This window comes from Variovorax gossypii, assembly GCF_003965815.1.
In the GTDB taxonomy this organism is placed as follows: Bacteria; Pseudomonadota; Gammaproteobacteria; order Burkholderiales; family Burkholderiaceae_C; genus Variovorax; species Variovorax gossypii.
Window position 1 is genome coordinate 1644392 of record NZ_RXOE01000001.1, and the last position, 6259, is coordinate 1650650.

Consider the following 6259-nt stretch of genomic DNA (forward strand, 5'->3'; position numbering starts at 1 on the left):
AGCGGCCTACCTGGCAAGAATCCAGGCGGCGATCTGCGCAACGACTTCGCCTTCGAGCCCGTTGAAGCCGTGATACGCCATGGCCTCGCACGGATCGCCCCGGCTCTCCCCGCCCTTGAAGCTCAGCAGTTCCTTCCTCGGCGAGTTGCCGAGCTTCTCCATGAGGGCTGGCACGTTGGAGAAGGCGCAGAGCGCGCAGCCATCCTGCTCGTGATGCACGACGAGAACGGGAACGCGGATCTTCTCCAGCGGCATCGCCGGAACGGGCCGCCCCCTGTTGTCGGTGAGGATGGTCGAGCTCAGGACGATGCCGTCCGGCCCTTCAGGGCCCGCCAGCTCCGTGGCGACGTAGGCCGCGGACTGCGTGCCCCGGCTGGTGCCCACAAGCCACACGGGCACCTTCGATTGCTCGCGCATCCAAGCAATGACCGCCTTGATGTCGGCCGCGTGCTCCGGCCTCTGGCGAAAGCCGCTCAGGAAGGGCGGGCTCTGCCGGTCGGACGGTGCATCGACCACCGCGACCATCAGCCCCCGGTCCGCGAACAGCTGCCGCGTGCGAACGAGGAAATTCCCGGCGCCCCAGTTGAACGAGCCGTTGGGAAAGATCTGCAGCCCGCCGTGCCCGCCCGCGAGCAGCACCACCGCGGCCCTCGCTTCCGGCGGCGACAGCACGAGCATCCGCTGCGTCACGCCGGGCCGGGTGGGGATGTCGACCACCTTCTGCGTCGTCTGCGCATGGGCCTGCACGACCAGTGCGATCAGGAAACCCGCGATCCAGTACCTGCATGAGCGCATAGGAGATCTCCCGGGAGGGTGACGTCGAGACCGGATGCTAAGCCCGCGCCGCCGCCGGGAGCCCCGCCCTCCCCCACGGAACCCTTCCACGGAACCCGAAGTCCAACCGCTGTCGCGGCGACTTGTCGCGACAGGAGGCTATGACCATGAAGCAAGTGAAGCATTGGCAAGACCCCGTCAACGCCGTAGCCGGCGCCTGGCTGATCGTCTCGCCCTGGGTTCTGGGCTTTTCGGGCATGACACCCGCCATGTGGACGATGGTGGCGACCGGCATAGTGCTCGGCGCGGTGGCGCTGGGTGCGACCTTCGTGCCACGACAGTGGGAAGAATGGACCGAGGTCGGGCTGGCGGCCTGGCTCGCGGTGTCGCCCTGGGTACTCGGCTTCCGCAGCAATGAAACGGCAATGGTCAATGCGGTGCTGGTCGCCGCGGTGATCCTGGTGCTTGCGCTGTGGGTGCTCGTGACCGACAAGGACTACCTGGGCCACACCATCGACCGCCCGGCGCACTGACCTGACAACCGGCACGCGCTGCCGATAGCGCGGCCAGGTCCGGCAAGGCGCTCGCGCCGATGCCGGGCCTCTACTTCGATCAGCCGCTCACTGCGTGCGGGGAGCGGCGGGTCGAGGTGCTGCCGGCTCCGCGCCGGCGTTGCCGCCGCCCATCCACTCCGCCTGCCAGCCCCCGCCCATCGCCTGGATCAGCGCGATGGCCGTGGTCTGGCGGCTGACCTGCAGCTGCACCAGCGTGCGCCGCGCACTCAGCGCGGCGGCCTGCGCGGTGACCACGTCGGTGTAGCTCACCTGCGCGGCGCGGTAGCGGTTCAGCAGCTGCTGCTCGGTCTTGTCGGCCGCGGCCGATGCCTCCCGGCGAAAGCCCTCCTGCTCGGCCAGCGTCGCGCTCGCGGTGAGCTGGTCTTCCACCGCCTGGAAGGCCGTGAGCACGGTCTGGCGGTAGCGCGCCACGCTCGACTCGTAGGCCGCCTTGGCCGAGTCGACGTTAGCGGCGATGGCGCCCGCGTCGAACACCACCTGCGCCACCGAGAAGCCCAGCGACCACAGCGAGTTGGCGGAACTGAACAGGTCCTTCACGCGGCTGGCGTTGCTGCCCACCGAAGCCGTGAGGCTGATGTTCGGGAAGTAGGCCGCGCGCGCAATGCCGATCTGCGCATTGGCTGCGGCCACCGAGCGCTCGGCGGCGGCGATGTCGGGCCGGCGCTGCAGCAGCGTCGAAGGCACGCCCAGCGGCACGCCGGGCACCGTGGGAGTCCATTGCGCGGCCGGCAGGCTGAAGTCGGCCGGAGCCACGCCCAGCAGCGCGGCAATCGCATGCTCGTAGGCGGCGCGGGTGCGCTGCAGGCCCACGCGCTCGGCCTTGGCGTTGACGAGCTGCGTCTGCGCCTGCAGCACGTCGGTCTGCGCGGCAATGCCCGCCGCATAGCGGTTGCTCGTGATCTCGAAGGCCCGCTGGTAGCCCTGGATGGTTTCGTCGAGCAGCACGATCTCGGCGTCGGCCTCGCGCAGCGAGAAGTAGTTGGTGGCCAGGTCGCCGATGGCCGACAGTCGCGCGGCGGCCAGGTCGGCCTCGCTCGCCTGGGCGTTCGCCTGCGCGCTGCTCACGGCTTCGCGCAGGCGGCCCCACACGTCCGGCGTCCAGCTGGCGCCGAGGGTGGCCGAGAAGGCGTTGGTCGGGCTCGACGTGCTGCTGCCGCCCACGGTGCCCGAGCGCTTGCCGCTGCCGTCGAGCGACACCGACGGGAACAGCGCCGCCCGCTCGCCGCGCACCAGCGCCTGGGCCTGCGAGTAGTTGGCCACCGCCGCGGCGATGTTCTGGTTCGACACCTGCACGCGGCCGGCCAGCTCATCGAGCTTGGCGTCGCCGAACAGCTTCCACCACTCGCCGCGGTCGAGCGCATCGGCCGGCGCGGCGGGCAGCCAGCCTTCGGCCGCCTTCTGCTCCTTCCAGTTGACGGACGCCGCGGTGGTCGGCTGCTCATAGCGCGGGCCGACCGCGCAGCCCGCGAGCACGGCAGCCAAGGCAAGCGCCGAGAGCGGAAAGCGGCTCGCGCGAAAGGAGGAAAAGGAAAACGATGCGTTCATGGCGATGTGGTTCTCAGGCTTGCGGCGCGACTTTGCTCAGCTCGTGCTCATGCTTGCCGCGACGGCGCAGCTTGTCGAGCAGCAGGTAGACCACCGGCGTCGTCAGCAGCGTCAGCAGCTGGCTCGCGATCAGCCCGCCGATGATGGCCACGCCCAGCGGCCGGCGCAGCTCGGCGCCCTCGCCGAAGCCGATGGCCAGCGGCAGCGCGCCCAGCGCGGCCGCCAGCGTGGTCATCAGGATCGGGCGGAAGCGCAGCAGGCAGGCCTCGCGCACGGCTTCGAGCGGCGTGAGCCCGCGCGAGCGCTCGGCTTCGAGCGCGAAGTCGATGATCAGGATGGCATTCTTCTTCACGATGCCAATCAGCAGGAACACGCCGATCAGCGCGATGATGGAAAACTCCATGCGGAACATCAGCAGCGCCAGCACCGCGCCCACGCCGGCCGAGGGCAGCGTCGACAGCACGGTGATCGGGTGCACCAGGCTCTCGTACAGGATGCCCAGCACGATGTAGATCACGATCAGCGCCGCCAGGATCAGCATCGCCTGCTGGCCCTGCGACTGCTGCGCGCTCAGCGCGGTGCCTGCGAAGGAGCCGCGCACGTTGGTGGGCATGGCGATGTTGGCCTCGGCCTTGGCGATGGCCTCGCGCGCGTCGCCCAGGTTGGCGCCTTCGGCGAGGTTGAACGAGATGGTGGTGGCCAGCTCGCCGTCTTCGTGGCTCACCGAGGTGGCGACCGACTGCTCCTCGAACTTCGCGACCGCCGACAGCGGCACGAGCGCGGTGGCCGTGTTGCTCAGCACGTTGCCCGACGAGGCATTGCGCAGCGCCGGGTTGGCCGACACCGGCACGGAGCTGCTGCTGGCCGTGCTGGACGACGAAGAAGACGATGACGAGGAGGAAGACGACGAGGAGGAACCCGTCGTCGTGCTCGCCGCCACCTGCGTGGTCACGGTCTGCCCCGCCACCACCGATGTCTTGGTGGCCGGCACGTACACGTCGCTCAGCGCGTTCGGCCCGCGCGTGTAGCGCGGCGCCCATTCCATCACCACGTGGTACTGGTTCAGCTCGGTGTAGATGGTCGCCACCTGCCGCTGGCCGAAGGCGTTGTACAGCGCGTTGTCGATGGCCGTGGAAGTCAGGCCGAGCCGGCGCGCGCTGTCGGGGTCGACCTTGGCCACCGTCTCCACGCCGTTCTGGTCCTGGTCGGTGTCGATGTCGGTCAGCACTGGCTGCATCTTCAGCTCGTCGGCCAGCTTCACCGCCCAGGTGCGCAGGTCGGCGAGGCTGTCGCTCTTGAGCGTGTACTGGTAGGTGGAGTTGCTCGAACGCCCGCCCGAGCGCACGTCCTGCACCGTGCCCAGGAACACGCGCAGGCCGGTCACCTGGTTGAGCTGGGGTCGCAGCCGCGCGATCACGGCCAGGCCGCTGTCCTTGCGCTGGCTGGCCGGCTTCAGGTTGACGAACATGAAGCCGCCCCCCGCCCGGCCCGCGCCGGTGAAGCCCACCACGGTATCGACCGCCTCGTCCTTGCGGATGATGTCGACCACCTGCCGCAGCTTCTCGGCCAGCGCCTGCGACGAGATGCTCTGGTCGGCGCGCAGCCCGCCGTTGAGCTGACCGCTGTCCTGCTGCGGGAAGAAGCCCTTGGGCACGGCGCTGAACAGATACACGTTGAGCCCGACCACCGCCACCAGGATGATCATCACCAGCGCCTTGCTGTCGAGCGCCCAGTCGAGGCTGTGCTCGTAGCGCTTGAGCACCCAGTCGTAGCTGCGCGCGGCGATACGGCCCAATACTCGGGATACAGGGCCCTGCGGCTTGTTCTTGTCTCGCTCGCCGCCGGGCTTGAGCATCCAGGCGCACATCATGGGCGTGGTGGTCAGCGAGATGACCAGCGAGATCAGCACCGCCGCCGACAGCGTCACCGCGAACTCGCGGAACAGCCGCCCCACCTGCCCGCCCATGAACAGCAGCGGAATGAACACCGCCACCAGCGACACGCTGATCGACAGCACGGTGAAGCCCACTTCCTTCGCGCCCAGCAGCGCCGCCTTCATGCGCGTCATGCCCGACTCGATGTGCCGGCTGGTGTTCTCCAGCACCACGATGGCGTCGTCCACCACGAAGCCGGTGGCCACCGTGAGCGCCATCAGGCTCAGGTTGTTGAGGCTGAAGCCCAGCAGGTACATCACCCCGAAGGTGCCCAGCAGCGCGGCCACCGTCGCCACCGCGGGCACGATGGTCGCGCGCACGCTGCGCAGGAACAGGCTGACCACCAGCACCACCAGGATGACGGAAATGACCAGCGTGAGCTCCACCTCCCGCAGCGAGCCGCGGATGGAGTTGGTGCTGTCAGACGCCACCTGCAGCGTCACGTCAGGCGGCAGCTGCGCCTGCAGCTCGGGCAGCAGCGCGCGCACGCTGTCCACGGTCTCGATGATGTTGGCCGAGGGCTGCCGCGTGATCAGCACGATGATCGCCGGCTCGCCGTTGAACAGGCCCAGCGTGCGCGTGTCCTCCACGCCGTCGAGCACCTCCGCCACGTCCTGCAGCCGCACCGCCGCGCCGTTGCGCCAGGCGATCACCATCGGCGCGTAGTCGCTCGCACGCAGGGCCGGCGTCTGCGTATAGATCTGCAGCTTGCGTCCGTCGCCCTGCACCAGCCCCTTCGGGCGGTTGGCGTTCGAGGCCTGGATGGCGGCGCGCACGTCGTCGGTGCTGATGCCGTAGCGGCTGAGCGCGAACGGCAACAGCTCGATGCGCACGGCCGGCAGCGAGCCCCCGCCGATCTCCACGTCGCCCACGCCGTCCACCTGCGACAGGCGCTGGCTGACGATGTTCGAGACGGCGTCGTAGATCTGGCCCGGCGTCTTCGTCTTAGACGTGAGGGCCAGGATGATGACCGGCGAAGCCGCCGGGTTGGCCTTGCGGTAGGTCGGGTTGCTTCTCAGCGTGGCGGGCAGGTCGACGCGGCTCGCATTGATGGCGGCCTGCACTTCTCTTGCCGCGCCGTCGATGTTGCGGCTGAGGTCGAACTGCAGGGTGACCCGGGCGGAGCCTACCGAGCTGGTGGACGTCATTTCGTTGACGCCGGCGATTGTTCCCAGGTGGCGCTCCAGCGGGGTGGCTACGCTGGTGGCCATCGTTTCGGGGCTGGCTCCGGGGATGGAGGCTCTTACCGAGATGACTGGGTAGTCGACCTGCGGTAGGGGGGAGACTGGCAGGACGAAGAATGCGGCTATGCCGGCCAGTGCTACTCCGATGGTTAGCAGGACTGTGCCTATGGGGCGGCGGACGAAGGGGAGCGACAGGTTCATTGCTGTTGCTCCACTTGCTTCGTTTGCTCTCCTTGCGGAGGGCGGA

At 69.0% G+C, this 6259-nt stretch carries 4 protein-coding genes; 1 reads left to right on the top strand and 3 read right to left on the bottom strand.

Annotation, left to right across the window (positions count from 1 at the left end):
• Positions 1-6: 6 nt before the first annotated feature.
• A complete protein-coding gene (locus EJP69_RS07690; RefSeq protein ID WP_126469241.1) occupies positions 7-795 on the bottom strand; it encodes an alpha/beta hydrolase in 789 nt (262 codons plus the stop codon).
• 146 nt (positions 796-941) lie between these two features.
• Here EJP69_RS07690 and EJP69_RS07695 point away from each other — a divergent pair, with 146 nt between their 5' ends.
• The gene (locus tag EJP69_RS07695; protein ID WP_093204929.1) at positions 942-1307 is read left to right on the top strand and encodes an SPW repeat protein; all 366 of its coding nucleotides are present in this window, start codon (positions 942-944) and stop codon (positions 1305-1307) included.
• A gap of 87 nt (positions 1308-1394) precedes the next feature.
• Here EJP69_RS07695 and EJP69_RS07700 read toward each other — a convergent pair whose 3' ends face one another.
• The gene (locus EJP69_RS07700) at positions 1395-2894 is read right to left on the bottom strand and encodes an efflux transporter outer membrane subunit (RefSeq protein WP_126469242.1); all 1500 of its coding nucleotides are present in this window, start codon (positions 2892-2894) and stop codon (positions 1395-1397) included.
• Between the two features lie 13 nt (positions 2895-2907).
• On the bottom strand, positions 2908-6213 hold the full coding sequence (locus EJP69_RS07705; protein WP_126469243.1) for an efflux RND transporter permease subunit: 3306 nt from the start codon (positions 6211-6213) through the stop codon (positions 2908-2910).
• Positions 6214-6259 lie beyond the last annotated feature (46 nt).

Bases quoted from the DNA above. Each gene is read 5' to 3' on its own strand.
- EJP69_RS07700 (WP_126469242.1), bottom strand. From the start codon at position 2,894: ATGAACGCATCGTTTTCCTTTTCCTCCTTTCGCGCGAGCCGCTTTCCG.
- EJP69_RS07705 (WP_126469243.1), bottom strand. From the start codon at position 6,213: ATGAACCTGTCGCTCCCCTTCGTCCGCCGCCCCATAGGCACAGTCCTG.
- EJP69_RS07690 (WP_126469241.1), bottom strand. From the start codon at position 795: ATGCGCTCATGCAGGTACTGGATCGCGGGTTTCCTGATCGCACTGGTC.
- EJP69_RS07695 (WP_093204929.1), top strand. From the start codon at position 942: ATGAAGCAAGTGAAGCATTGGCAAGACCCCGTCAACGCCGTAGCCGGC.